Source organism: Thalassotalea euphylliae (assembly GCF_003390395.1).
GTDB lineage: Bacteria > Pseudomonadota > Gammaproteobacteria > Enterobacterales > Alteromonadaceae > Thalassotalea_F > Thalassotalea_F euphylliae_C.
The window spans coordinates 4,242,483-4,267,684 of the sequence record NZ_QUOV01000001.1 but is presented as its reverse complement, the minus strand read 5'-3'; the positions used below and the strand labels follow the sequence as shown (position 1 = coordinate 4,267,684).

Here is a 25,202-nt window from a genome sequence, read left to right as displayed (position 1 = left end):
CATGCAAGTAAGGGATGTATTAATCATTGATGATAACCCAGACGATGTTGAAGCGATTCAGCGCTCTTTGGCAAAATGTCAGGCGCATAGCTATCAGTTTTCAAGTGCCTTGTCAGGTGAAGAAGGGTTAAGCCTAATTGAAGTGAATAAGTACGATTGTATTTTGCTTGATTACCATCTACCGGGCATGTCGGGCTTAGATTTATTTCGTGCTTTAAAGGCCAAAATTCCTAGCATTCCGATTGTGGTGTTAACCGGACAGACAGATCAGCTAACCGCCGCAACCTTGATAAAACAAGGCGCCCAAGACTATATCAACAAATATAATTTATTCTCTGTTAATCTCGATGAGAAAATATCTTCAGCAATTAAACATGCTAAAACACTACTACCTCGGCGCACTTCTTTGGATTGCAAAGTATTGATCATTGATGATAACCCCGATGATATTGAAATGTGTGAACGCTTGTTGGGGAAGGCATCCAGTGACTATATTTTTTACCATGCCATTACAGGTCAAAAAGGTATGGAACTGGTAAAAAACATACAGCCAGATTGCATACTGCTTGATTACTCTCTACCAGGGGTAACGGGCTTAGAAGTGCTTGCTAATATCGTCACTAATCACCCTTTTATACCCGTCATTATGACTACAGGGCAAGGTAGTGAATCTGTCGCCGTTAATGCTATTAAATTTGGTGCGGAAAACTATTTAGTCAAAGCTGAATTGACTGCCAGTATGTTGGATAAAACTATTTGGCTAGCGGTGCAGAAAAAGCGTCATGACCGGCAGTTAGCAATAAAAGAACAAGAACTTAACGAGGCGCATAATTTTTTAGAGTTAGTCTTTCAGGCTGTACCTGGCTATATGTTCGTGAAAGACAAAGATTTTCGTTTAGTTAAAGTTAACGAGCAATTCCTTCAGCTTTATGGGGTTGACGATCAAGAGCAAGTGTTGGGTAGAACGACTTTTGAAGATTATGACCCCGCAGACGTAGAAGATTTCCTCGCCAAAGACAAGGAAGCGTTTGCTGCGGGTTTTAGCGAAACCGTTGAAAAAATTACATTTCCCAACGGTGAAGTCCGAATCCTCCAAACTAATAAAGTTCGCTTTACTGATGGCGCTGGTGAGCCCTTTATTCTCGGCTCTGCTGCTGATGTGACAGAGCGCGATTTACTGATTTCAAAGTTGCGAAAGTCCAATGAAGACCTCGAGCAATTCGCTTATATCGCGTCACACGATCTAAAATCACCACTTAATGCCATTAAGAAGCTTGTCTCATGGGTTGAAGAAGATTACGGCGATAGCATGCCAGGTGGTGCTAAGCAGCATTTTAATATGATCAAGAATCGCGCTGCGCGATTGTCACAATTATTAAATGATTTGCTGGCCTATTCACGATTGAATAAAAAGCTGACAGACGCTGAACACTTTAACTTCAATCGGTTGGCAGTCAGTGCCCACGAGCTTAATGCTGAATATGAGCGGTTTCCAGTAGTGGCAACCGATATCGACGTTGTGCTGCCAAGGGCGGCCTTACAGATTGTGTTGTTGAATTTACTTGGCAATACCATCAAACATCACCATCAAGCGCAAGGGACTATTACTATTGATGTAGTTGAGTGCGAAAACTGCTACGAGATTCATTATCAAGACGATGGGCCAGGCATTGCGCCAGAATATGCTGACAAAGTATTCCAAATGTTTCAAACACTCAAATCTAAAGATGAAGTTGAAGGCAGCGGTATGGGGCTGGCGATGGTGAAAAAGGTCATCGATCACTACCAAGGTAGCGTTGAGCTTGTCTATAACGAGCAACACCGCCAAGGGGTGCACTTTAAAATTGTTTGGCCGTTGCAGCAGCTTGTGGTTTTGCAAACTAATAAGGAAGCTTATGACCAAGTTCGGTGAGCAAGTTACTCTGCTGGTAGTTGAAGATGACGATATTGATTTTATGACCATAGAGCGCAGTTTTGCTAGAGAGCGTATTGGTAACAAAATCATCCGTGCTCATCACGGTGAAGAAGCTTTGTCTTTGCTGCTCAATGATGCTGTACCTCATCCGTATGTTGTATTGCTAGATCTGCAAATGCCTAAAATGGGAGGACTAGAATTTTTAGCGCAGGTTAGAAGCAATGAGAACACAGCAAATGCGATCATTTTTGTACTCACAACTTCTGATGATGAGCAAGACATTGTCAGTAGTTATTCCCAAAACGTTGCTGGCTACTTTGTCAAAGATGAAGCAGGTAAAGAGTTTGTTGAAATAGTGTCTTTATTACAGGGGTATTGGCGGATAGCTCATTTGCCAGTATAAACCCTATTGGCACTAGCCAGCGTAATGCAAATTAGCTCGCACCGCTGTGGTTTGTTTTTGAGTTTTTTAGTTGAGGTTTAGCTTAAGCTTTCTATTTCATGTTTCCGTCTAAACTTTTGGAGCCTTCCAGTACCAAGGTAAAAGTTAGAAGGCAAAAGTGCAAAGTTAAAAATATAAAGTTGAAAGTACTGAGGTATAAGGATGTATAACCAGTTAAATGTGCTTATCGTGGATGATGATGATATTGAGCGGGCTAGTTTAAAGCGCGCTCTGTCGAACGCTGATTTTAACTACAATATTGTCGAAGAAAGCGAGCCAAATAAAGCACTGCAACAACTTACTTATCAAAATTTTGATGTGGTTTTATTAGATTATCTGATGCCTGCGGTTAATGGTATTGAGTTGATGCTTAAACTGAAAAAATCGCCCTTTGTCTGTGAAACGGCTTTTATTATGGTCAGCAATTATGCGGATGATGAGCTTATACTTGATGCTATTAATGCGGGTGCCCAAGACTTTGTACTCAAAGAAGATATTACCCCTTCACAGCTAAAACGCTCAATTTTACAGGCGAAAAAGCGTTATGAGTTAGAACAAGAGCTTTACGACAGCTATCAAAAAGTTAAGAGTATGGCGGAGCGTGATTCTCTGACTGGCTTGTACAATCGCTACCATTTTGAAGAATCATTATTGCAGCGCATCAAAGCAGGACTGCGCCATCCCAGTGAAATTATTGTCGTAATGTTGCTCGATCTCGACAAATTTAAGCATATTAACGATACATATGGTCACAATGTTGGCGATCAATTGCTTGTTGAAGTGGCCAAGCGCTTTAAAAAAGTCTTTCGCAGTAACGAGCTGTTTGCTCGACTTGGGGGGGATGAGTTTGCCTTTGCCTGCGGTCAGCTTAAGTCGTTGGTAGAAGCAAAACAAATTGGTAATCGGCTTTTAGAGGCTCTGGCGGAACCTTTTATGATCGACGACCATTTAGTTCATAGCTCTGCAAGCGTTGGTATGGCGCTGTTCCCACTCAATGGGGATACTCAAACAGAGCTGATGAAGTGTGCAGATATTGCTATGTATCGAGCTAAACAAAACGTTCACGAAAAGCTGTGTGTATACGAAGACAATATGCAGGCAGAGATCTTATTCAAATATAAGATCGAAACCGAGCTTAGGCGCGCATCGTTTGCACAGGATTTCGAGCTTCACTACCAACCTATCGTCAAGCAAGGACAAATTATGGGGGCTGAAGCGTTAGTGCGCTGGCCCAAAGCAAATGTCACGCAGCGACCAGATCAGTTTATTCCGGTTGCAGAAGAATGTGGCCTTATTCAAAAACTAGGTTTGTGGGTATTTGACAAAGCACTTGAAGAATTGGCAACGTATTTACAATCACCAGCGTCTGAATTTTATGTTTCTATCAATGTTTCTCCTTGCCAACTCACCGAAGCAGGCTTTGCTAAGGCGATCATTAACCGGTTAAAACAAAAGAAAATTCTTGCCAAGAATATCACCATTGAAATTACCGAAACCGCCCTACTCAACGATAACACCGCAACATTAGAAAACTTAGAAGCCTTATATGAGTATGGTATTAAGATAGCGTTGGATGACTTTGGTACGGGGTATTCGTCGTTATCACACCTACTAAAATGTCCCATTCATACGGTTAAAATTGATCGCAGTATTATTGATGATTCTGGCTCGCAACACTCGATGAGTAAGGCGATGTTGGCGGGCGTTGCCAGCATGCTACAAAAGCTGAATATGAGAGTGGTTGCAGAGGGAATAGAAAGTGCGGAGCAAGCGGACTATTGTCAGCAGCTTCATATTCATTACCACCAAGGCTACTTTTACTATAAACCCATGCCGCTAGCCTCACTGACCAAGCTAGTGAGCCGTTCAGATCAAATTTCGTCAGCTTATAGCTAGGCTAGCTTTTCATTGCTCATCTGCTTTAAGTCTTTAATCCTTCAAGCAGAGTTCGCTAACTATTTGGCTTAAGCTGCTGAGAGGATTGTGATAAATTTCCCCACTCTTCCCTATCATGTAACACATGTCTAAGGTGCACTGATATGAAGCTTGAAGTTATCTGGCAACAATACAAAAGTAGTTTGAAAGCGTTTTTGTTATCACGAGTGGCTAACGTTGATGATGTTGAAGACTTGTTGCAGGAAATTTTGATTAAAGTACACGCCAAGTTACCCGAGCTTAAAGATAAAAGCCGTATTAAGCCTTGGCTGTTCCAAATTACTAACCGCACCATCATCGATTTTTATCGAAAACAACGAAACCGAGATCTTAGTGCGCAAGACTTGTGGTATGAAAATAGTCCACCGGATGTTAAAGAAGAGTTGTCGAAATGTATCGCGCCTTTTATTAACGCACTGCCACGAGAAACTGCAGAATTGCTGACTGTTATTGAGCTTTCGGAGCATTCCCAAAAGCAATACGCAGAGCAGCTTGGGATTAGCTATTCAACGTTAAAGTCTCGCGTCCAAAAAGGACGGATGTTATTAAAAACCTTGTTTGATGACTGCTGCCATTTCGAGTTGGATAAAAAGGGTAATTTAATCGAATTTATCGAAAAACCGACTAATTGTTTACGTTGCGACTAAGTAAGCGTTAGCAAAATATTTTGATTTTTTCTCGTTGTTGTTTCGTCTTTTCAGACTGACGCACGTCTTATAGCTGTCTTAACCAACATAGGATAGCTAATGAATTACCTAGAAAATAATACCTTTAACCTCAGTTCAACTGTAACTAAGCCGAGCCCCCATAAACCAAGAGTATTGGTGCTGTACGGATCGCTACGAGAGAATTCTTTTAGTCGTTTTGCGGCACAAGAAGCGGGCAATATACTCGAACATTTAGGCGCTGAGGTGAGGTTCTTTAATCCAGCGGAGTTGCCAATGTTTGATAATGGTGCGTCGGCTTCGCACCCAAAAGTGAAGGAATTAAGGCAACTTGTTATGTGGTCAGAAGCTCAAGTGTGGAGTTCGCCGGAAATTCACGGCAATATGTCAGGGGTGTTTAAAAATCAAATTGACTGGATACCGCTCTCTGATGGTGCTGTGCGCCCGACACAAGGGAAGACGCTGGCGATTATGCAAGTGACGGGTGGCTCTCAAAGCTTTAATGCGCTCAACAATATGCGGGTCTTAGGTCGGTGGATGCGTATGCTAACCATACCGAATCAATCATCGGTAGCGAAAGCTTGGCAAGAGTTTAACCCTGATGGAACAATGAAAGCGTCACCCTTTAGGGATCGCATTGTTGATGTGATGGAAGAGTTAATGAAATTCACTTTGTTGACTCGCGATGCCAACCCTATGCTCACCGACAGGTTTAGTGAACGCAATACACAGGCATTACAAGCAGTTAAAGCGCAAGTTGCACAAGCGGATGTACTAGAAGCAAAAGTAGAGGGGAAAGCGGCTTGTTGCTAGTGACTAGTCTGAACTAGTACATCTGAGTATGCTGGGGCTTTAAGCTAAATTAGTCGCTTAGTCTTAGTTTTGAATAAAAAAGGTCAGCTGTTATCACGCTGACCTTTTTCGTATTTTTTTTGGAAAAAAGCTTATTGCAAGCAGTGTCAGCGATTACTCAAATTGTTCAATAGTTTTCATCAGCAATTCTTGATAGCCAACTAAGCCCAGAATTTGCTCTGATTCAATCACTGGCGCACAGCTCAAGCCAAACTTATCAAATAAGCGTGCACAGTAGCGTACATCCATTTCTGGCGGCACCGACATCACTGGCTTAGACATAATTTCATAAATATTCACGCGGTCAAGCGAGCGGTCTTTAGCCAGCACTTTTTTCGCGATGTCTGACAGCAATAAAATACCATAAGCGTCATGTTGGTCGCGTTTGTTCACAATCACGACTTGCGTATTTTTTTCTTTCATCGCGGTAAGTGCTTCGCGCACTGTTTGCATGCCGTCAAGTTGGGCATAGGCTGAGGTCATAACATCTTTTGCTTTGATGGTTTGTTTCATACTCACAGTTCGTTCTCCACACTTGAGCTTAATTGACTGATTTGATGAGATACGCCAACCGCGTCTTCAACATCGATTTGGAAAGCAATACCTGAGCCTGGTTTTTCGTCAAACTCACCTACTCGGGCGATTTCTTCTAAAATATGGCGTGACATGTGCTCTTCTACCAATAGCAGCACCACGTCACGTTGAGTGACTAAATCCAAGCCAAAAAAGGTTTTTGACTTATTTAACCCTTCTCCGCGAGCATTGTTGATAACAGTCGCGCCCGTCGCGCCTGTTTCACGAGCAGATTCAACGACTTGATCTGTTAGTGCATCTTCCACGAAGACCACAATAAGTTTAAAGCGCATAATAATTCCTTAAGATTGAGCCGCTTCAGGGCGTTTGCGCTGAGCGTACCATTGACTTAATTGTGCATAGGCCATTACCGACATCATCGGGAACAGACTAGCAAAAGCGATTAATCCAAAGCCATCAATAAGTGGGCTTCTGCCCGGCACAGTTTCCGCTAGGCCTAAACCAAGCGCTGCGACTAATGGCACGGTTACGGTTGACGTTGTTACCCCACCGGAATCATACGCCAGTGGAATAATCAATTTCGGCGCAAATAAGGTTTGGATAACCACAACGACATAGCCAGCAATGATGTACCAGTGAATAGGGTCGCCAACAACAATGCGGTAACAACCCAAAGAAATCCCAATAGCAACGCCAAGTGCAACTGAAATACGCAATCCCCAAATGCCAATGGCACCACCAGAAACTTGGTTCGCTTTGATCGCCACAGCAATTAATGAGGGTTCGGCAATGGTGGTACTAAAACCGATTAAGAAAGCGAATAAATAAACCCAGCCATAGTCTTGCCAGCTAAGTGTAATAGCCTGTTTAACCGCGTTAAGTGCTTCGCCACCAGCAATAAACACAGGGTCAGTAAGTTGCTGCGCCATTAGTTTGCCAAGTGGGAACAAGGCTCGTTCTAAGCCGACTAAGAAAAACGTTAGGCCGACGACAACCCAAACAAACCCTGTCAGTACCTTACCGATATTGGGTACAGGCTGGCGTATGACGGCAAATTGAAAGCCAAAAATAATAACGGCAATTGGAATAACATCTGTTACCGTGCTGAACATGGTTTGTGCGAGATCGGTCAATATCGTGAGTAGGTTCATAGCATCACCATCCCGTAAACCATGACAAACATCATTGGCGTTAATGATGCGAGTGCAATCAAACCAAAGCCATCAATCATTGGGTTACGACCTTTAATGGAAGAAGCAAGGCCGACCCCGAGAGCGGTCACCAAAGGCACTGTGATCGTTGACGTAGTAACACCGCCAGAGTCGTATGCGATACCAATAATTTCAACCGGTGCAAACAAGGTAAGAATTACCACCAAGACATAGCCACCAATAATTAGGTACTGAATTGGCCACCCCTTAAGAATTCGAAATACACCAAGCACAATGGCGAGTCCAACTGATAAGGCAACGGTAAATCGTAGGCCATTAGCATAGCTAGCTTTTGCTGCTTCATCGGCGGCTATCATATTGCCACTGGCAGCGACCTCAGCGGCTTCTGCCGCAACGGCAATAAGCGCAGGCTCGGCGACTGTCGTACCAAAACCCAGTGCAAAGGCAAAAACGAGTAGCCAAAAGACACTGCCTTTTTTGGCAAATGCGTGAGCCATGGTTTCGCCAATAGGAAACAGGCCTTGCTCTAAACCATGGATAAAAAAGGTCAAGCCGAGTAGTACAAAAAGTACACCGACTAAGAGCTCTAGCACGTTAGGTAGGGGTTGTTGAATAATGACTAGCTGAAAAAACACGATCACGGCAATAATTGGCGCTAAATCGCGAATACTGCCGAGCATAAATCCAGCGAGCTTTTTGATGGTTTCTTGCAAGCTGAGCGAGTTCCTTGTCTATATTTTCTTCATCTTAGCAGTTGGCTACTGCTTAGGTTTTGATTTAAAACAAGCTTAGCAATTGATTTTGAGAATGCTGGAAAATTTCTGAGTGAGGGTTTACGCCGAATAGCAAGAAGGAGTAGCTGCGGACAGAAGAAAGCAGATAGAAGAGGAGCAGTTTAGCTCCTCAATAGGAATTAGCGTTAGCAGAAATTAGCGCTAGCGAGCGCTGAGTGCTTTGATTGCAAATAGCACCGCAATAGCACCAGTAGCATAGGTAACAAGCCAGTTCTGAGCGGACAAACTTAACGCGCTAGTGATCATTGCTCCGGCTGCAAGAATAGAATATGTCAGCTGGCGTGATTTTACTTGCTGGTGTTGTTTGATTTCGGTCAATAATTCAATTTGCTGTAAATGTGCCTGTTTTCCTGAGTACAAAAAGTCATAAACCAGATCAGGTACTTCAGGTAGTTTTTCATTCCAGAACGGCAAGTTGTCTTTAATTTTGCCAAAAACTGCCGAAACCCCCATTTGCTCTTTTACCCAGTTTTCTAAAAACGGCTTTGCGGTTTGCCATAAATCTAACTGAGGGTAGAGTTGGCGCCCTAAACCTTCGATATAGAGTAAGGTTTTTTGCAGTAACACCAGTTGTGGTTGTACTTCCATGTTAAATCTGCGGGCTGTATTAAACAGGTTCACCAACACTTGGCCAAACGAGATTTCGGCCAGCGGCTTATTAAAAATAGGCTCGCAAACCGTGCGAATAGCAAATTCGAATTCATCAACGCTAGTGTCGCGTGGCACCCAACCTGAATCGACATGTAATTGCGCTACTTTGCGGTAATCGCGATTGAAAAACGCTACAAAGTTTTCAGCTAAATAGCGTTTATCTTCTTTGTTTAGTGTGCCAACAATACCGCAATCAATGGCGATCCACGTTGGATCGCTAGGGTTGCTGGCGTTAACGAATACATTGCCGGGGTGCATATCGGCATGGAAGAAGCTGTCGCGAAATACTTGCGTGAAAAACACTTCAACGCCGCGTTCAGCCAAGAGCTTCATATTGCAGCCAAGTTCCTGCAAGGTGGCTACTTCTCCAACACCTATGCCATAGATGCGCTCCATCACTAAAACGTTCTTGTGGCAATAGCTGCTGTAAATTTCAGGAACGTATAAGTGGTGATCTGTATCACGGCCTTGCGTGAAATTGCGCTTTAGTTGAATGGCATTAGCCGCTTCACGGTTTAAGTCTAATTCATCTAAAATGGTTTTCTTGTATTCGTTCACCACTTCTTTTGGACGCAACCGTTTACCGTCAGGCAGCCACTTGGCGACAATGCCTGCAAACATCAACATAACGTTAATGTCAGCGATAATGGTTTTTTCAATACCCGGGCGAAGTACTTTTAGTACGACTTCTATGTTGTTACCGTCGTCATCTAGTAACGTGGCGGTATGCACTTGTGCAATCGAAGCAGACGCAAGCGGCTCTTGTTCAAAGTTTTTAAAATGGGTGGCAAAGGCTTCGCGACCAATCGATTTTTCTATTTGTTTTAAGGCTTGCTCGCCAGAAAAGGGTGGTACTTGGTCTTGTAGTAATGCCAGCTCTTCGGCAAAGGCTTGTGGCAACAGGTCTCGGCGTGTTGAGAGCATTTGACCAAACTTGATAAATACAGGCCCTAACGCCTCAATGGCTAAACGAAAACGCTGGGCATCGCTTTTATCTGAATGTTTGTTGTATAACCAAAACAGTGAAAGCCTTGCCAGTTTTACGTACCAAGGAATAGCTTTGCTTGGCAGCAGATCGTCTAATCCATGCTGAAGAAAGGTTTTAATAATTCGATAAATTCGTAAGCTGCGCACGTTGGCATTCCGTTAGTGTTATTGGCTGAAGCCGCTTATTTTGACTTGCCATATTTTATAAGGCTAAGAGTTACAAGGCTCTTGTTTACAAAGCTGAGATTAACAAAGCCAAATTCTTAGTGAGCTATACCCGCTAATGATGGCTGAGTTTCGAGATTTTTGCTGACAGATCATCAATGCGTTGAGCAAGCTGCTCAGCGTATTGCTGGTTGTCTTTTACGCCTTCGTTAAAGTGACGCAATTCGCTAGCAGAAACCACTAACTGTTGCTCAAAGACCAAGTATTCGCTCATATCCGCGCTTATTTGTGCTTTAGCAAAATTCAGCTTGTCTTTCGCTTTAGCCACAAGGCTTAGCAACTTGTGCGTTGCAACATCACCAATATGTGCCTCAATGGCACTGCCCCAATCAATCTCAATACTTTCTGCCAAGGCAGCAAACTGCTGTGCGAGTTTCATATCGCCCGAAATATCGAGCTGGTCTGCCTTTATTAATTCAGTAAGTTGGTACTCACTTTTTATTTTGTTCAGTGTTGATAAGCTAGTGGTAATGGTGCAATCAGCAGCTGGCTGCTCAGGACTTGTGACTAATAACTTCGCAGAGATATATTGAAATTGCAGTGAAAAGCCGAGCTCTTTGAGGTCAATAGCAAGTGCTTTGCCTTGATACTTTTCGGCAAAAGTTACTGGCCTTTCACTTAGTGCAAACGCTTGATTAGCGATAGTTTCTATCGCTGAACACAGCAATTGAGCAAGTAAAGCAGGTCGCATAAATTAGAACTTGTAGCCCTTGTGTAACGCCACAATACCACCGGTTAAGTTGTGATAAGTAGTTTGTTCAAAGCCTGCATCATTCATCATAGTTTTTAACGTTTCTTGATCTGGGTGCATGCGAATTGACTCGGCTAAGTACTGGTAGCTTTCACCGTCTTTGGCGACCAGTTCACCCATTTTTGGCAAAATGTTGAATGAATAGAAGTCGTAAGCTTTGTTAAGGATTTCGTGCTCAGGCTTTGAAAACTCTAATACCAGTAGCCGTCCACCTGGTTTTAATACACGGAAAATTGAACGCAATGCGTTGTCTTTGTTGGTGACATTACGTAGACCAAAAGCAATGGTCACAATATCAAAGGTATTTTCTTCAAATGGTAAGTGTTCGGCGTTTGCTTGCACATACTCAATGTTTTGCACTAAGCCGCGGTCACGCAATTTGTCACGACCTACATTAAGCATTGAGCTATTGATGTCTGCCAAAATCACTTTGCCGTCTTTGCCCACAAGCTGAGAGAACTTCGCCGTTAAGTCGCCCGTGCCACCGGCTAAATCTAAAACTTTATTGCCAGGGCGCACGCCTGAAGCGTCAATGGTAAAACGTTTCCACAAGCGATGAATACCGAAAGACATCAAGTCATTCATAATGTCGTATTGTTTCGCTACAGAGTGGAATACACCTGCCACCATAGATTCTTTAGAACCTTTTTCTACCGTTTGGTAGCCAAAATGAGTGGTTTCTTGATCCGTTGCGTTTTGGTTTTCAGTTTGTTCGTGCTGCATGGGCTGAGACATCAATTATTCGTTTACCTTTTCAAGTTGACGCTAGTGTACTGCAAGCCTTAGTTAAAATCAGCTTTTGCCGATATATTTTAGCGAGAGATTGATCTAGGGCATCTTGGATTACTTTGGGGGTTTTTCTGCGACATATCGCCTGATTACTGGCCGAGCGTGATAAACTTAACTTCAACACTTTACTGATAGGTATAACGAATGACATCAGCCTCGCAAGATTGGGCCTTTTTCGGTCGCCGTTTAGTGCAAACCGGCAACCTTAATCACAATGACACCTTGTTTGGTGGCACTATGTTGGCGTGGATAGACGAAGAAATTTACATCTACGCCAAGTGCCAATTAGGTAACCAAGATGATATGACCATGGTAACGGCTCGATTTGGCGAAATTAATTTTCGTGCGCCAGCTTTCAAAGGCAATATCATCGAATTTGGGATGAAAACCAAGAACCTTGGTCGTACCTCAATCACGGTTGATGTACTGGTGCGCAATAAATCAACTCATTGCGTTATCTGTGAAGTGCACGATGTGACTTTTGTCTGTGTTGACCCTGAAACCATGAAGCCGATCCCTCACGGCTGTTTGCCAGAAGATTAATCACATTGACGAGAATCTTATACAGTCATGCCAATGCCCACAAACTTTGTATATAATTAGCAAAATTTCAGCGCAGAACGCTTTCTATCAGCGCTAAGTTATTATTTCAGCTAGATTGCATACGCAAGACACGAGAATTTAATCCATGGGAAATGGCTCCAAAGAAGTATCGCCAGCCGAACAACACGTAACCGAGTTAAACACTTGGCTTAATTTTAAGCGCTTGATTCGCCATGCGTTTCCTTACCGAGCAGCATCGTTTTTCGCGATCTTTTGTATGCTTGGCTATGCCTCAATTGATGTTTACTTCTTATCTAAATTGCCAGCGCTGATCGATGAAGGCTTAACAGGCAAAAACCCAGAGTTTATGAAGTGGGCCCCGCTGTTTGTGATTGTCTGCTTTATTTTGCGCGGCACTTTCCACTTCTTAAGCAATTACTGTTTAGCTTGGGTTGGCAACAATGTGGTTGCCGACTTGCGCCAGAAAATTTTTAAGCATGTTATGGCAATGCCTGTTGCCTTTCACGATAGCACGTCTACGGGTACCTTAATTTCCAAGCTAACGTTTGACACGGAGCAAGTGTTACAAGCGGTGAGCAAGTCATTATTGACGCTGGTTCAGCAAGGCGGCTTTGTAATTGGCTTACTATTCCTAATGTTTTGGGAAAGCTGGCAGTTATCGGCGATTTTCTTAGTGATCACGCCAATTATCGCGGTGATTGTGACTATAGTGTCTAAACGTTTTCGCAAGATCAGTAAAAATATTCAAAACGCCATGGGTGAAGTGACCAGCGCTGCAGAGCAAACGTTTAACGGACACAAGGTTGTTATCACGTTTGATGGCCAAGAGCGTGAAAATGATCGCTTCTACCAAATTAATAAGCACAATCGCCAGCAGCGGATGAAAATGGTCACCGCTAAGTCTGCCAGTGTGCCAATTATTCAAATTATTGCGTCCTTCGCTTTAGCCTTTGTACTGTATGTGGCCACCCTTGATGGCTTTGTTGACAGCTTAACGCCCGGTGTATTTATGGGCGTAGTGACTTATATGACCATGCTATTGAGGCCACTGAAACTGCTCACTAATGTGAACAATGAATTCCAGCGCGGAATGGCGGCGAGTAGCAGTATTTTTGAACTGCTCGACAAGCAACCAGAGCAAGAAACTGGTGATAAGGTGCTTGAGCAATCGCAAGGTGCGTTAACCGTTCGCAATGTGAGCTTCGCATACCCGAATGAAGAAAAGCTAACGCTCGACAATATCAGCTTTCACGCCAATACCGGCGAAACAATTGCTTTGGTGGGCCGCTCTGGTAGCGGTAAATCGACGTTAACGTCGTTGTTATTAAGGTTCTATCAAGCGCAAAAAGGCGAAATTTTAATTGACGATACCGATATCTCGACACTGACGATTAAATCGCTACGTCGCCAATTTGCTTATGTATCTCAACAAGTTGTGCTGTTTAACGACTCGCTTGCTAACAATATTGCGTATGCCAAGCCTGAAGCAAGCCGCGAAGAAATCATCGCAGCCGCAAAGAAAGCTCACGTATTGGAATTTGCCGACAAATTGCCACAAGGCTTAGACACCAATATTGGTGACAATGGCGCCCTGCTATCAGGTGGTCAACGTCAACGCGTGGCAATTGCTAGAGCATTGCTATGTGATGCACCTTTCTTAATTTTAGATGAAGCCACCAGTGCGCTAGACACTGAATCTGAGCGCCATATTCAGGATGCTTTGACCGAACTGCAACAGCAACGCACATCAATCATTATCGCTCACCGTTTATCGACGATTGAAAGTGCCACCAATATTTTGGTGATCGATCAGGGTAAAGTGATAGAGCAAGGCAATCACGAAGCGTTACTAGCGCAAGATGGCGCTTACGCGCAGCTGCATAAGTTTCAGTTTGCTCAATAACTAACAAACTCAGCATATAGAACGTAAAAGGCTAGCGAAATTGCTAGCCTTTTGTTTGCAAATAGCGGGGTACTTTTTTCTTGGTTTGCCAATCGGTTAGGCGTATGTGATTAGAATCTATCTTCTTGCCTCCCCTACTTAGGCTGGCTAAATTCAACTAGCTCTCGTCTGCCGCCAATGAATTTGCTCGCCAGCATTTTATCATCTCGGATATCAGTAACATAAAGAACATCTTTATCAAGGTTAGCAATAGGCGTTAGCTGATGTAATTTTAAATCGTAACGCCAAAGCTTTGCTTGCGAACTAATGCCATAAAGCGAGTCCCCTTTTAACAATAAATAATCGTCAAACAGCTTATTGGTCAATATGTTAAGCGGTTGAATATTTGAAACAGAGCCAGAGCCCGAGTCTGAGCCAGAACGCAGCATGGCTTGGCCTTGGCTATTCAGGTAAAGCAATTGATCTGCTTGATAGTAGGCAGCCCATAAAATTTGCTCCTGCGCCAAATCGGTAGCGTCACCGCTATTGATATCAATCGCAAACAATCGCTGTTGTTTAGTTTGGTTATCTGTTACCAGTAGTGTGTCTGGAGCCGTCCAAGGCATTATCACGCTCACCGATATCGGTGATTTAACCAGCCGATAGCTACCATCTAAGCTAATTAACGCAATTTGGTTGTTTACATTAACGGCTAGGGTTTGCCCGTCAGGTGACCATTCGTATCGGCTACTTCTAAGTCCTTGTTCAAATTGGGTAAGTTGGTAGGTGCTAGTGCCATCAATTACCCATAGTTGGCGTTTGCCAGAGCGGTGCGAGATAAAGGTAATGAGCTCGCCGCTAGGTTGAAATTTGGCATTGAAATCAACAGAAGTAGAGCGAGCAAACGTCTGTATATCTGCCTCTTCTTCGCTTTCTAGGGACAGGTAGCCAATATCATAGTCTTTAATACCAAAGGTAGCAGCAAACTTCTCTTGGCTCGGGTGGTAACTAGGATTCCAGAGTCCCGAGTGGCTTGCTGGGTGCATCAAGGTAAGGTCGCCGTCGATACCAAGACGATATATTTGCCCTTCAAGATGAGTCAAAAAATGCTCACCGTCAGGCGAAAAGTCAATTGGAAAGCGAGCATCTGCAGAATAACTTTCTGTTGGAGATATTTGCGCTTCGCTCTTTGTTGTTCCGTCAACAGATAAGGTTCGCAATATATGCATATGGTCATCACTGATAGATACGGTTGCCAACCGATCTAAGCGACGAGAATAATCCAGCGAATATATTCGATCACTGTCACTTGTCGGTATGTTAGTGAGCTCATCAGCAACAGCATCATAGATAACCAGTGTCGGTTGATTACTGTCAGGTGTGGGATATTGCAGCATCGCTATTCGGCCGTCATTGAGCCAAGTAGGGTGCGTTGTTTTGATGTTGGCACAGTTGTAACGCAATAGATTTTTCGCGTTACCATTCCAAGCCTCAGCGAAATCTAGCGTCTGTAATTGCCAACATTGCTGCGTATATTCAAGATCATCTGAGCAATCAGATTGCAAGATAAACGCTAACTGAGAACCATCCGACGACCAACTTAGCTGGCTATAATGCCCAGGCTCTGTGCTTAAACGCTCTTCTTGGTTGTTGGTTAAATCTTTAGCCCATAAGTGACTAATACATTGGCCAACATAACGGTTGAAAACTAAATATCTACCGTCAGGGGAATAGGCGGCATTAAATTCTTGTTCGTCACTTGCTGTGAGTGGCATAACGCGATCAAAAACGGCTTGCTCTGACGGAAATAGCATGAAAACGAGTAAAGCGACACTCGCCAATGCCGCCAACGCATACCGATAGGTTAGTGATTTATTTGGCTCTAATTCACGAACAGGCGTTTTCTGATTGTTATTTGTTTCCCAACGTACATTCGCTTCTAAGCTGTAGCCCTTTTTCGCATGAGTTTTAATAAATGCTTGTTGTTTACTGTCGTCACCGAATGCTTTGCGCAACTGGGCAATGGCACGTTGCAAGGTATTGGGGCCAACAACACTGCTCTCCCAAACTACATCCATTAACTCATCATGGCTGACGACTTCACCCGCCCGGCTCGCTAACACCTCTAATACTTTTAATGCTTTAGGAGGGATTTGGGTGGCTTGTTGTTGATGCTTTATTTGGTTTCGACTGACATCGATAAAGTAGTTGTTAACCCAAAACTGCGTGGCCATAAAAAAGTTCATTCCTTGGTAATTCTGCTCAAATCTTACCGTACACACTTACAAAATAAAGCTGAAAACAGAGAAATCAGCTAAACGTCAGGTTTTTTTCATGTGCTTCAGGGCATGAGCTGGCAGCTTGATATTCAACTTTTGCATGCAAACAAAATAAGGATCGTTGAACAACGATCCAAACGCTTTGAAGAAATGCCATTTGGCAAAGGGGAAGAACAATCATGAAGGTAACTTTTAAAAATTTATTGGCATTAGCACTAGTGGCAAGTTTTAGTGGTAATGCACTGTCAAAAGCTGAGGATGTAAAGGCTTCAATAACTGGCCCATATCTTGGCCAAAATGCACCAGGGTTAACACCTGAAGTTTTTGCGCCAGACATTGTTTCTAGCGAAGGATGGGAATACGGCGTTGTTTTTTCGCCACGCTTGGATGAAATGTACTTTGTTCGAGAAGTTATGAAAGACAATAAACCGTACCAAGAGTTTGTTGTTTTTGAACAACACGATGAGAAATGGCAGGAGCGTGTTATTTCCAAAAGGGTAGGAACGCCGACACTATCGCCGGATAATAAAACGATGTTTTTTGGTCGCAGCTTTAAAACTCGAACAGAGTCAGGTTGGTCTGAAATGCAAAGGCTAGGCCCTGACTTTGAAGAGTTCAGGATTATGCGCGTGACCGCTTCATTAAACGGTACCATTGCATTCGATGTTGCCGAAAAAGAGGGAATGCTGCGTTATTCCAAATTAGAGAATGGCAAACGCTTGGCACCTAAACCATTCCCTAAGCATATCAACACAGGTTTATGGAATGCACACCCGTTTATTGCCCCTGATGAAAGCTATGTTATTTGGGATGGTCAGCGAGGCAGTGATGATCGAAATTCAGACTTGTTTATCAGTTTTAAAGAGCCTGATGGCACTTGGGGCGAGGCGATTAAATTTAGCGAGAACATTAACACTGAAGTTTCTGAATTTGCCGCACAAGTCTCGCCTGATGGTAACTATTTATTCTTTAACCGCAGTGTGGACGATGACAACGTAGATACCTTTTGGGTAGATGCCAAGGTCATCGAGCAACTAAAACCTGCTCATATCAAGCAGTATCACGCTACAAGTGCGCCGCGTGGTACAGCCGCACAAGCTGTCGGGTCATTTAGGGATATTCCAGCGCTTAAAAATGCCTTTTTCGATACAGCGCCATCATCTTCAGATAGCAGCTTAGCGGCAAGGCAACTGGCCGTGGCGGAAGACAATACCAAAGCGATTATTCAGCTAGCAAAAGAAATAGGTGCCGTTAAACATGGCAATTACGACAGCCTGTTAATCGCCCATAAGAATGCCTTGGTTTTTGAAAGTTATCAGCAAAGAGGACGATTTAATTTGGCTCACCCGCAAGCCTCTGCCACCAAAGGCTACACAAGTTTACTGGTTGGCCGTGCGATTCAGCTAGGTTACTTGTCGATGGCTGATCTTGATAAGCCAATCATCAGCTTTTTGAACAAAATAAATAAAAGCGAACTAGTTAAAGGCGCTGAGAAAATTACACTACACAAAGCGCTTACTATGCACGGTGGTTTAACCATTGATGAGGAAAAATGGCAGGAATTAGAAAAGTCGCCCGCTCAGCTTCAGGGTCAAAAGCTGGTTCAAGCGTTACTGGAAATCAGTGCACCGATCACCGATGAAACCCAAGTCTACAAATATGGTAACTACAATCCCATACTTGTTATGGCAGTGATTGATGCGGTAACGCCAAAGGGGGCCGAACACTTCATAAAAACCGAAGTGTTAGATAAGTTAAATATTGCGAATTACCAGTGGAGCACACACATTAGCGGCCTACCCCAAGCAGGTTGGAAGATAAACCTAACGTCACGTGATATGGTTAAATTAGGCTTAATAGTCGCTAATCAAGGTAAGTGGCAGGGAAAACCGTTTGTTTCTACTGACTATTTAGTGAAAGCTACGAGTGCTTTTGCCAACCCTCCTGAAGACTTTATTCCAGAGGAATACCGTTACGGTTATTTCTGGTACACCACTCCAGTGCAAGTGAAAGGCAAAACTTATGTGGCTAATTTGGCATGGGGCGGCGGTGGACAGCGCGTTATTGTGGTCGCAGAGCTAGGGTTAGTTATCGCCATTACCGGCCATGACAGAGACGATAAAATCATGACGCAAATTACCGATACCGTTATTCCAGCATTTGCGGATTAGTAGCGGAGTCTACCGATAATGATGACAATACCAAATGTAACCTTGAGTGCTTGGTATTGTCTTATTGGCGATAGGCCGTTTACACCGCCTGCCCACAAGCTACGCCAGAACTCCATGCGAATTGGAAGTTGTAGCCCCCTAGCCAGCCCGTCACGTCAATGACTTCGCCGATAAAAAATAAGCCTTTGGCGTTTTTCGCCTCAAAGGTTTTTGAGCTGAGTTCGTCGGTATCAACGCCGCCTAGGGTGACTTCGGCGGTGCGGTACCCTTCGGTGCCGTTAGGTTTTATTTGCCAGTGGTGTAGGTATTGCTGCAAGTAAGTAACTTCTTCATTACTTAACTGGCTGATCACTTTGTCGGTCAGCTCTTTATTGTTGAACATGGCTTCTACTAAGCGTTTAGGGAGCACAGTGGTTAGCAAGTTTTTCAGTGATTTTTGTGGGCTGGTTTGACGCCACTCTTTGATGAGATCTGCAATTGGGCTGTCAGGTAATAAATCGATAGTTACAGCCTGCCCTGCTCGCCAGAAAGAAGAAATTTGTAGTATTGCGGGGCCGGATAAACCGCGGTGGGTAAATAAAATATTCTCACGAAATTGGGTGCCATCATCTGCGGTAACGATTGTTGGCAGACTAATGCCTGACAAACCATCAAAGCGTTGTTTGTCGTGATCGTGTAGGGTAAACGGTACCAGTGCCGCCATGGTCGGTAATACGTTCAAACCGAATTGTTCAGCAATTTTATAACCAATCGGTGTCGCCCCTAATTTCGGCATGGTTAAGCCGCCAGAAGCGATAACCAAAGATTTGCAATGATAAGTTTCACCAGAGGTAACAACTTGGTAGCCTTGTGCGCTTTCTTCGCTGCCTTTAGATAAGTTGGTTACTGACAGCACTTCGCTGCGTAGTGCGATATTAACACCCGCCCAGTCACACTCGGTCATCAAAATATCAACAATATCTTGTGCGCTGTCATCACAAAATAGCTGGCCTAAAGTTTTATGGTGATAGGCAAGGCCGTGGCGATCAACTAATTCGATAAAGTCTTGCGCGCTATAGCGGCTTAATGCTGATTTTACAAAATGTGGATTTTGGCTCAGGTAGTTTTCTGGGCGGGTATTTTCGTTGGTAAAGTTACAACGACCACCACCACTGATCAGTATTTTACGACCGGGCTTTTTACCCATATCCACGACAGTAACAGATTTTCCGCGATAGCCTGCGGTGGCGGCGCACATAAGGCCGGCGGCACCTGCGCCGATAACTAAAACATCTGTTTGGACTATTGACATGGAATGTGGCTCGATAAGGAATAAAGCGCACATTATAGTGAGATAAAAATAAAGGGGCTATGAAGCCCCTGTTATTTTTTGTGATGCGCTTTTTACTATGCGCTGTCGGCAGCAGCTCGTTAAGCGCCAGTATCCGTCATTACGCTGCCGTTGCCGCCAGATTTTGCCATTTCAGCCAAATCTTTATCAACGAAGAACAACGCGTGGCCATCGTGACCCACAAGATTGATTTTATCTAGCACGCTCTTGAATAAGGTTTCTTCTTCGTGTTGCTCAGCCACATACCATTGCAAGAAGTTAAAGGTTGAGTAGTCTTGCGTGGTGAAAGCTTTATGAGCAAGCGCGTTAATTTGCTCAGTGATATGGCATTCGTGCTTATAGGTTTGTTCGAACACATCGGCAAGTGAGCTGAATTCGTGTGGTGGCGCTTCAATCGCACCTAGAATTGGTAATGCACCTGTTTCACTCACGTAAGTGAATAAACGGTTCATATGGTCCATTTCTTCAAGCGCGTGCTTGCGCATGAACTCTGCCGCTCCTTCAAAGCCTTGGTCTTCACACCAAGCACTCATTTGTAGGTACATATTTGATGAGTAAAACTCTAAATTAATTTGTTGGTTAAGCTCTTTAACCATCTCCGGCTTCAACATAGGAACAACCTCACAGCGTTAATAATGGCGGCATTGTGCCAAAAACTTTTGATGAAGACAAATAAAAACCAATAAAAACAAATGGATACAAAGTGATAATGGTTATTGTTTATCTTCTGTTATGCACTCAACGTGTAATATTTACAGCGCAGCAAGCACAGCTTCTGCTTTTGACACTTCAAATTCTTTAGGTTTTTCAACATGTAACAGTGTTACTGTGCCATTTTCGATCACCATGGCGTAACGTTGAGAACGAAGGCCGCCAAAGGCGCCAGTTTCCATTTCAAGACCAAGGGCTTTGGTGTAACTGCCGTCACCATCAGCCAACATAGCAATATGCTCTGCGTTTTGTGCTGCGCCCCATGCATTCATGACAAAGGTGTCGTTAACTGACACACAAGCGATTAGGTCAACACCTTTGGCTTTAAATTCGTCAGCATTAACAACATAACCAGGTAAGTGAGCAGCCGAGCAGGTTGGTGTGAACGCGCCAGGTACGGCAAACAGTACAACTTTCTTGTTAGCAAAAAGTTCATCTGTAGCGTGGTTGATCATTTCACCATCTTTAAGTTCTTGTAATTGGCCGCTTGGCATCTTGTCGTTAAGGGCAATAGTCATTTGTTGCTTTCTCGTATGAATGAATTGTTATTTTAGCTTGATTGGCTTACACAAAAAGCCTTTGTCGTGCGCACTACGTGCGCAGTCTTTACAGATAAAACGGGGTTTATCAACAATGTGGATCAATTCATGGATATTTTTCTCAATATCCTTCTTTTTCCACTTACAGAGTGATTTAGCCATAAAAAAACCTCTAACACATATTCTAAAGTATTAGAGGCTTATTTGCTTGTCTCTATTCGCTATTCGACGTCTAGTTTGTCTACGACACTAACTTTAACGTGGCACTTATATCTACAACTTGGGTCGCCACATCGCTTGAAATCGTTTCGGCGAGTTCGCGAGAGTAAGTAACTTCACCACGGACACTTTCCATTGCTTGCTCAAATTCAGCAAAGTGGTGGCGCTGCTGATTAATCTGCTCTAGCGAGTCGGCGGCAACCCCTGCCGATGCGCTTGCTTGGTCGAGCACGTTGGCAGTGTTTTCATTTAGGGCGTCTGAAATTTCACGCTGTCGGCTAGACGCTGCTTCAATATCAAAAATATTGGTTTCCAGCGCTTTGCTGTCGTGGTTTAACTGATCTAAACGATCGCTCACTTGTTTAAGGGATTCTTGTGTTTTACCGGCAAGTTGGCGTACTTCGTCGGCAACAACCGAGAAACCGCGGCCATGTTCACCAGCGCGCGCCGCTTCTATGGCAGCGTTTAACGCTAATAAGTTGGTTTGATCGGCAATGGAACTGATCACATCGACAATGGTACCGACACTCTCTACTGACTGTCCTAGTGATTCAATCGCTTCTTTACCCGCTTGCGCGGCAAGGCTGGTTTGCTCGCTGGCGGCGAGTGCTTCATCAACCTTTTGTTGGCTGTCTGTTAGCGCCTGTTGGCTCGCTTGGGCATTATCAACCACTTGTTGCGACAATGAATTTACATGTTCGGTGACTTGCGATAGCGCCGCCATAATTTCATCAACCGCTGCTAAATGAGCACTGGTACTTGAAGATGAATTTAATATGGTTTGTGCCTGTGTTTCCATGGTTTGCATGGCGGTTGATACTAAACCAAGCTGCTTTGCTTTTTGCTTATCTTCTTCCGCAAGTTGCGTCACCATTTTATTGAAGCTGCTAGAAATTTGCCCTAGCTCCGTTTTTTCAGGAATACCTTCAATCAAATCAACACGGCCTTCATTCACTAAGGTGACAAAACTGTCGCGTAAGCGGCGCAGCGGGTTTAATACAACGGTGCGGGTTAACCAGTAATTTGCCGCTAAAAAGACGACCAGAATCGACATCAGTAAGATCACAACCCAGGTAATGCGATCGTTAATGCTCTTTTGCTCAGCTAGGATAATCGCCTCACCTTCAAGGATAATTTTCTCAATGGCTGATACATCAGCATTGAGCAAGGCTAAACCTTGTTGGCGCTGTTGTTGCTGTGAAATTGTGTTGTTTAGCTCGCTACGATAGCGGCCAACTAACGAGCGCAATTCATCAAGCGCTTCTTCACTTAAATCCGTTGCCTCTTCTTCATCGTCAAGCAATAAGTCGTCATCATCGCCTAATTCGTCTTCATCATCTGTTTCGACACCTGTTTCGAAAATGCCAAGCAATGGAAAATTAGCGAGCTTGCCAGCCAAGCTATTCAGTTCAGATAACGGCTGGTTAAGCAGCGAGGAATTTACATTGTCGCTAGCAAATATTTTACTACGAACATTGATAACGCTGGTCAACGCAGAGGCAATATTGTTGGTGGTGGCAAGGTAGTCTAATCGCTGGTCGCTGCTTAGTTCATTCGATTGGCGCGCATAATTAGCAAGGCCGCTATTTAGCGACGAAATCCCTTGTTCGTTGTTGCGTAAAAGCGCCATCGGGTCACCACTTAGTTTGCCGAGCGGGCGGTAAGTGTCGGCAATGTTTTGTTTAAGTTCAGTAGTTTTTTCAGAAACAGTAGCGCCTAAATCAGCAATTGATAATTGCTCTGCACTGGTATTGATTTGATCTAACAAACTTTCCGCAGTGGTCAGCAAACTCGCATCGCCAGACTGCAAATAGCTAGCGATAGTTCGATAAAAATCGACGGTCGTTAACGACTTCAAATTTTGGTATTCAGCGAGCAGTAGTCGATTGGTTTTTAGCGTGTTGCCGACCTGATACATTGCCAGCAAAAATATGATGGCAAAGCTGCTAATGGCAACTACCGATGAACGTGAAAACGTTGAAACTCGCACTGTTTAAATCTCTCAACTGGCCGAATATATTTAGTCGCGGCGGATGGTAACGATCTAATATGACATTTTTGTTACAGCTCGTTTTTTGCTCAGTAATGATTTTGTTAGTAGCTTGTTAATAAGGTGTGTTCAGGCAGAAATATCAACAGCTAGGCTATATAACTGGTTCGCTAAAACTTTTGGTTAAAAGAATAGGTGGTTAAACGAATAGGCGGCTAAAGGAATAGAGATAGGGCTTTATTCGTGTTGCTGCCTATAAAAACCAGCAACACGTTGAGCAGTTATGCCGGTTTGGGAATCCCTTTGTTGACGTAGATGTCGAAGCGGTTTTTCTTCATTTTTACTTCGGTTGAAGGTTTTTGATCCGCCAAGTAGTCGGCATAGCTGGGTCGTTTCACTACCACACGGTATTCCGCAAGCGCTAATGCTGGCGCGAGTAGTTGGTCGGCATCGAGATCGGCACCGACTAAGTGTTGGAATACACGCATTTCTTTTTTCACTTGCGCCGACTTTTCTTTGTGCGGATACATAGGGTCAAGGTAGACCACATCAATATCATCAAGTTGCGGCATGTCTTGCGTAGACGACTGGTGAATCAGTGTCATGCGCTGGGCTATTTCATTGATGTCAGCATTGAGTTGTGCGCGTGCCAGCCCGTCTTCCAGCAAAGCGGCGACCACAGGGTTGCGCTCTACTAGCGTAACTTTGCAACCGAGCGCAGCAAGTACAAAGGCGTCGCGACCAAGACCAGCTGTAGCGTCTAACACATGTGGGTTAAAACCATGCTTTAGGCCAACAGCCTTGGCGATGTCTTGGCCTCGACCACCACCAAATTTGCGGCGATGACCAACAGCGCCGTCAATAAAATCAACTTTAATCGGGGCGAGCTTAGGTTCATCTAACTTCACTAATTCAAGCACTTGGTCGTTTACTTGCAGCACAAAGGCAAGCTCAGCAAAGTTAGCTGCTGCGGCAATATCGCCGATATAGTCAAAGTGCCAACGCTGTGCAATTTGTTTGGCTAGATCAACATCGGTTTTGTGAACGTAGGCAACGGCAACTTGCAAGTGATTGTCTGCCATTAGCTGTCGTCCTCATGCACTTGGATGTAGTTATCGCCAGTGGCATAAGCAACAAGTCGACTTAACTGAGTTAAGCTGAGATCGGACTCTTGCTGCCAGCGATTAAACGCAGTTTGAATGGTGGTTAAACTGGCTTTGGTTTGCAAGCCGCCCGAGATTAAGTCGTGCGCCCGAAAGTAGGCTTCCACATCGCGTGACAGCAAAAAGGTGTCTTTACCAAGCGCGCGCAGCGCGTATGGGCCCGTATTGCCACCCAAACGGGCACCGTGTTTTTTCAGGTGCGCCCATAGGCCGATAATATTGTCGCTTGGCCATTGGCGAATAAATTCTGCAAATGAATGACCGTTTTGCTGCTCTTCAAAAATCATTTGGGCATTGGCTTTAATGGTTTTTACCTTATTAAAGTTGCGAATAATTTTCGGATCGGCGGCTTTTCGCTCCAGCATATCTTCTGGCATCATCAAGATTTTCTCGATGTTAAAGCCGAAGAACACTTCTTCAAAGTCTGGCCATTTTTGTTCGACCACACGCCAAACAAAGCCCGACTGAAATACTTTTTTCGTGAATGCCGCTAAGTAGCGATCATCGGGTAGCAAGGCTAATGCGCCCTGCTCTTCAACCGGTGGTAGCAGTATATTTAATTGCGCAACGCCTCCTTTTCGCTCGGCGGCGCGCTGATAGAGTTTATCGAAAGCTTCTAGTTTCATTGTTTAAAATCTAAAT

22 protein-coding genes are annotated in these 25,202 nt (G+C 44.0%); 8 read left to right on the top strand and 14 right to left on the bottom strand.

Annotated elements, in window-relative coordinates; genetic code table 11:
* The first annotated feature begins 1 nt into the window (after position 1).
* The 5 genes from DXX92_RS18615 to arsH all read left to right on the top strand — a co-directional run bounded on the left by DXX92_RS18615 (position 2) and on the right by arsH (position 5,770).
* The gene (locus DXX92_RS18615; protein WP_116002157.1) at positions 2-1,912 is read left to right on the top strand and encodes a response regulator; all 1,911 of its coding nucleotides are present in this window, start codon (positions 2-4) and stop codon (positions 1,910-1,912) included.
* Complete coding sequence (locus tag DXX92_RS18610) at positions 1,896-2,318, top strand: response regulator (RefSeq protein WP_116002156.1); 423 nt, start codon at positions 1,896-1,898, stop codon at positions 2,316-2,318. The genes DXX92_RS18615 and DXX92_RS18610 overlap by 17 nt, the downstream gene beginning before the upstream one ends.
* 201 nt (positions 2,319-2,519) lie before the next feature.
* A complete protein-coding gene (locus DXX92_RS18605; RefSeq protein ID WP_116002155.1) occupies positions 2,520-4,253 on the top strand; it encodes a two-component system response regulator in 1,734 nt (577 codons plus the stop codon).
* Between the two features lie 143 nt (positions 4,254-4,396).
* Positions 4,397-4,939, top strand: a complete 543-nt coding sequence (sigZ, locus tag DXX92_RS18600) for an RNA polymerase sigma factor SigZ (protein WP_116002154.1) — start codon at positions 4,397-4,399, stop codon at positions 4,937-4,939.
* Positions 4,940-5,038: 99 nt separating this feature from the next.
* On the top strand, positions 5,039-5,770 hold the full coding sequence (gene arsH / locus DXX92_RS18595) for an arsenical resistance protein ArsH (RefSeq protein ID WP_116002153.1): 732 nt from the start codon (positions 5,039-5,041) through the stop codon (positions 5,768-5,770).
* A gap of 153 nt (positions 5,771-5,923) precedes the next feature.
* On the opposite strand, the gene DXX92_RS18590 is transcribed toward arsH, so the two are convergent.
* From DXX92_RS18590 to ubiE, 7 genes are all read right to left on the bottom strand, one after another.
* The gene (locus DXX92_RS18590; RefSeq protein WP_116002152.1) at positions 5,924-6,322 is read right to left on the bottom strand and encodes a CBS domain-containing protein; all 399 of its coding nucleotides are present in this window, start codon (positions 6,320-6,322) and stop codon (positions 5,924-5,926) included.
* Between the two features lie 2 nt (positions 6,323-6,324).
* Entirely contained in the window at positions 6,325-6,675 is a 351-nt protein-coding gene (locus DXX92_RS18585; RefSeq protein WP_116002151.1) for a P-II family nitrogen regulator, read from the bottom strand.
* Between the two features lie 9 nt (positions 6,676-6,684).
* Positions 6,685-7,494 carry a DUF1538 domain-containing protein gene (locus tag DXX92_RS18580; protein WP_116002150.1) on the bottom strand — a complete coding sequence of 270 codons (810 nt, stop codon included), beginning with the start codon at positions 7,492-7,494 and terminating at the stop codon, positions 6,685-6,687.
* Positions 7,491-8,195, bottom strand: a complete 705-nt coding sequence (locus DXX92_RS18575) for a DUF1538 domain-containing protein (protein ID WP_116002523.1) — start codon at positions 8,193-8,195, stop codon at positions 7,491-7,493. Before DXX92_RS18575 ends, DXX92_RS18580 begins: the two co-directional genes overlap by 4 nt.
* Before the next feature lie 255 nt (positions 8,196-8,450).
* Positions 8,451-10,094: a ubiquinone biosynthesis regulatory protein kinase UbiB gene (ubiB, locus tag DXX92_RS18570; RefSeq protein ID WP_116002149.1), complete on the bottom strand. Its 1,644-nt coding sequence runs from the start codon at positions 10,092-10,094 to the stop codon at positions 8,451-8,453.
* Between the two features lie 133 nt (positions 10,095-10,227).
* Positions 10,228-10,863: a ubiquinone biosynthesis accessory factor UbiJ gene (locus DXX92_RS18565; protein WP_116002148.1), complete on the bottom strand. Its 636-nt coding sequence runs from the start codon at positions 10,861-10,863 to the stop codon at positions 10,228-10,230.
* Between the two features lie 3 nt (positions 10,864-10,866).
* Positions 10,867-11,658 carry a bifunctional demethylmenaquinone methyltransferase/2-methoxy-6-polyprenyl-1,4-benzoquinol methylase UbiE gene (gene ubiE, locus DXX92_RS18560; protein WP_309545219.1) on the bottom strand — a complete coding sequence of 264 codons (792 nt, stop codon included), beginning with the start codon at positions 11,656-11,658 and terminating at the stop codon, positions 10,867-10,869.
* Between the two features lie 198 nt (positions 11,659-11,856).
* On the opposite strand from ubiE, the gene DXX92_RS18555 reads away from it, so the two are divergent.
* Positions 11,857-12,255 (top strand): acyl-CoA thioesterase, encoded by a 399-nt coding sequence (locus DXX92_RS18555; protein WP_116002147.1) that lies wholly within the window; start codon positions 11,857-11,859, stop codon positions 12,253-12,255.
* 145 nt (positions 12,256-12,400) lie between these two features.
* Positions 12,401-14,179, top strand: coding sequence for a lipid A export permease/ATP-binding protein MsbA (gene msbA, locus DXX92_RS18550; RefSeq protein ID WP_116002146.1), 1,779 nt, complete (start codon positions 12,401-12,403; stop codon positions 14,177-14,179).
* Between the two features lie 134 nt (positions 14,180-14,313).
* Here msbA and DXX92_RS18545 read toward each other — a convergent pair whose 3' ends face one another.
* A complete protein-coding gene (locus tag DXX92_RS18545; protein ID WP_181901790.1) occupies positions 14,314-16,392 on the bottom strand; it encodes a winged helix-turn-helix domain-containing protein in 2,079 nt (692 codons plus the stop codon).
* A gap of 224 nt (positions 16,393-16,616) precedes the next feature.
* Between DXX92_RS18545 and DXX92_RS19150 the strand changes: the two genes are divergently transcribed.
* A complete protein-coding gene (locus tag DXX92_RS19150) occupies positions 16,617-18,608 on the top strand; it encodes a serine hydrolase domain-containing protein (RefSeq protein WP_220347675.1) in 1,992 nt (663 codons plus the stop codon).
* Positions 18,609-18,687: 79 nt separating this feature from the next.
* On the opposite strand, the gene DXX92_RS18535 is transcribed toward DXX92_RS19150, so the two are convergent.
* The 6 genes from DXX92_RS18535 to DXX92_RS18510 form a co-directional block, all read right to left on the bottom strand.
* Entirely contained in the window at positions 18,688-19,893 is a 1,206-nt protein-coding gene (locus tag DXX92_RS18535; protein WP_116002520.1) for an NAD(P)/FAD-dependent oxidoreductase, read from the bottom strand.
* A 125-nt stretch (positions 19,894-20,018) separates the two neighbouring features.
* On the bottom strand, positions 20,019-20,549 hold the full coding sequence (ftnA, locus tag DXX92_RS18530; protein ID WP_116002144.1) for a non-heme ferritin: 531 nt from the start codon (positions 20,547-20,549) through the stop codon (positions 20,019-20,021).
* A gap of 141 nt (positions 20,550-20,690) precedes the next feature.
* Complete coding sequence (locus DXX92_RS18525; RefSeq protein ID WP_181901789.1) at positions 20,691-21,167, bottom strand: peroxiredoxin; 477 nt, start codon at positions 21,165-21,167, stop codon at positions 20,691-20,693.
* A 262-nt stretch (positions 21,168-21,429) separates the two neighbouring features.
* A complete protein-coding gene (locus tag DXX92_RS18520) occupies positions 21,430-23,397 on the bottom strand; it encodes a methyl-accepting chemotaxis protein (protein ID WP_147301994.1) in 1,968 nt (655 codons plus the stop codon).
* 281 nt (positions 23,398-23,678) lie between these two features.
* Positions 23,679-24,479, bottom strand: coding sequence for a class I SAM-dependent methyltransferase (locus DXX92_RS18515; protein WP_116002142.1), 801 nt, complete (start codon positions 24,477-24,479; stop codon positions 23,679-23,681).
* Positions 24,479-25,186, bottom strand: a complete 708-nt coding sequence (locus DXX92_RS18510) for a DNA-3-methyladenine glycosylase I (RefSeq protein WP_116002141.1) — start codon at positions 25,184-25,186, stop codon at positions 24,479-24,481. The genes DXX92_RS18515 and DXX92_RS18510 overlap by 1 nt, the downstream gene beginning before the upstream one ends.
* Positions 25,187-25,202: the final 16 nt, after the last annotated feature.

Bases quoted from the DNA above. Each gene is read 5' to 3' on its own strand.
- DXX92_RS19150 (WP_220347675.1), top strand. From the start codon at position 16,617: ATGAAGGTAACTTTTAAAAATTTATTGGCATTAGCACTAGTGGCAAGT.
- DXX92_RS18510 (WP_116002141.1), bottom strand. From the start codon at position 25,186: ATGAAACTAGAAGCTTTCGATAAACTCTATCAGCGCGCCGCCGAGCGA.
- DXX92_RS18610 (WP_116002156.1), top strand. From the start codon at position 1,896: ATGACCAAGTTCGGTGAGCAAGTTACTCTGCTGGTAGTTGAAGATGAC.
- ubiE (WP_309545219.1), bottom strand. From the start codon at position 11,658: ATGTCTCAGCCCATGCAGCACGAACAAACTGAAAACCAAAACGCAACG.
- DXX92_RS18565 (WP_116002148.1), bottom strand. From the start codon at position 10,863: ATGCGACCTGCTTTACTTGCTCAATTGCTGTGTTCAGCGATAGAAACT.
- msbA (WP_116002146.1), top strand. From the start codon at position 12,401: ATGGGAAATGGCTCCAAAGAAGTATCGCCAGCCGAACAACACGTAACC.
- DXX92_RS18580 (WP_116002150.1), bottom strand. From the start codon at position 7,494: ATGAACCTACTCACGATATTGACCGATCTCGCACAAACCATGTTCAGC.
- DXX92_RS18575 (WP_116002523.1), bottom strand. From the start codon at position 8,195: ATGCTCGGCAGTATTCGCGATTTAGCGCCAATTATTGCCGTGATCGTG.
- DXX92_RS18515 (WP_116002142.1), bottom strand. From the start codon at position 24,479: ATGGCAGACAATCACTTGCAAGTTGCCGTTGCCTACGTTCACAAAACC.
- DXX92_RS18615 (WP_116002157.1), top strand. From the start codon at position 2: ATGCAAGTAAGGGATGTATTAATCATTGATGATAACCCAGACGATGTT.
- DXX92_RS18585 (WP_116002151.1), bottom strand. From the start codon at position 6,675: ATGCGCTTTAAACTTATTGTGGTCTTCGTGGAAGATGCACTAACAGAT.
- DXX92_RS18555 (WP_116002147.1), top strand. From the start codon at position 11,857: ATGACATCAGCCTCGCAAGATTGGGCCTTTTTCGGTCGCCGTTTAGTG.
- sigZ (WP_116002154.1), top strand. From the start codon at position 4,397: ATGAAGCTTGAAGTTATCTGGCAACAATACAAAAGTAGTTTGAAAGCG.
- DXX92_RS18545 (WP_181901790.1), bottom strand. From the start codon at position 16,392: ATGGCCACGCAGTTTTGGGTTAACAACTACTTTATCGATGTCAGTCGA.
- ftnA (WP_116002144.1), bottom strand. From the start codon at position 20,549: ATGTTGAAGCCGGAGATGGTTAAAGAGCTTAACCAACAAATTAATTTA.
- DXX92_RS18525 (WP_181901789.1), bottom strand. From the start codon at position 21,167: ATGACTATTGCCCTTAACGACAAGATGCCAAGCGGCCAATTACAAGAA.
- arsH (WP_116002153.1), top strand. From the start codon at position 5,039: ATGAATTACCTAGAAAATAATACCTTTAACCTCAGTTCAACTGTAACT.
- DXX92_RS18590 (WP_116002152.1), bottom strand. From the start codon at position 6,322: ATGAAACAAACCATCAAAGCAAAAGATGTTATGACCTCAGCCTATGCC.
- DXX92_RS18605 (WP_116002155.1), top strand. From the start codon at position 2,520: ATGTATAACCAGTTAAATGTGCTTATCGTGGATGATGATGATATTGAG.